This window comes from Pseudomonas sp. AU11447 (assembly GCF_001672555.2).
Lineage (GTDB): Bacteria > Pseudomonadota > Gammaproteobacteria > Pseudomonadales > Pseudomonadaceae > Pseudomonas > Pseudomonas nitroreducens.
The window spans coordinates 1-490 of record NZ_LZDG02000103.1; the positions used below are offsets into that span (position 1 = coordinate 1).

Annotated in this window: 1 protein-coding gene and 1 pseudogene; both read right to left on the bottom strand. The window is 64.3% G+C overall.

The window, feature by feature from the left end:
- Positions 1 to 250, bottom strand: a 250-nt coding sequence (locus A6723_RS30940; RefSeq protein ID WP_175405604.1) for a cbb3-type cytochrome c oxidase subunit II, incomplete at its 3' end; no start/stop codon positions are given.
- Positions 251 to 260: 10 nt separating this feature from the next.
- Positions 261 to 490 (bottom strand): annotated as a pseudogene (locus tag A6723_RS30945) (cytochrome C oxidase Cbb3); the annotation flags it as partial.

Here is a 490-nt window from a genome sequence, read left to right on the forward strand (position 1 = left end):
GGCCGTAGCGCTCGGTCTCGGCGCGGAACGGACGGATCATCTGCGAGTGGCAGCCCACGCAGCCTTCGCGGATATAGACGTCACGGCCTTCCAGTTGCAGGGCGGTGTAGGGCTTCATGCCTTCCACCGGGGTGTTGGTGACGTCCTGGAAGAACAGCGGGACGATCTGGGTCAGGCCGCCGATGCTCACGGCGACAGCCATGCACAGGGCCAGCAGGCCGACGTTTTTCTCAAGTACTTCGTGTTTCATGTCGGACTCCTCAGGCCATCTGCGCCGCGGCTTGCATTTCGGCCGGTTTGGCGGCCGCTACGGTGCGCCAGACGTTGTAGGCCATGACCAGCATGCCCAGCAGGAAGATGGCACCACCGATCATCCGCACGATGAAGCCGGGGTGGCCGGCGGCAAGGGCTTCGACGAAGGAGTAGGTGAGGGTGCCGTCGGAGTTCACTGCGCGCCACATCAGGCCCTGGGTGATGCCGTTGACCCACA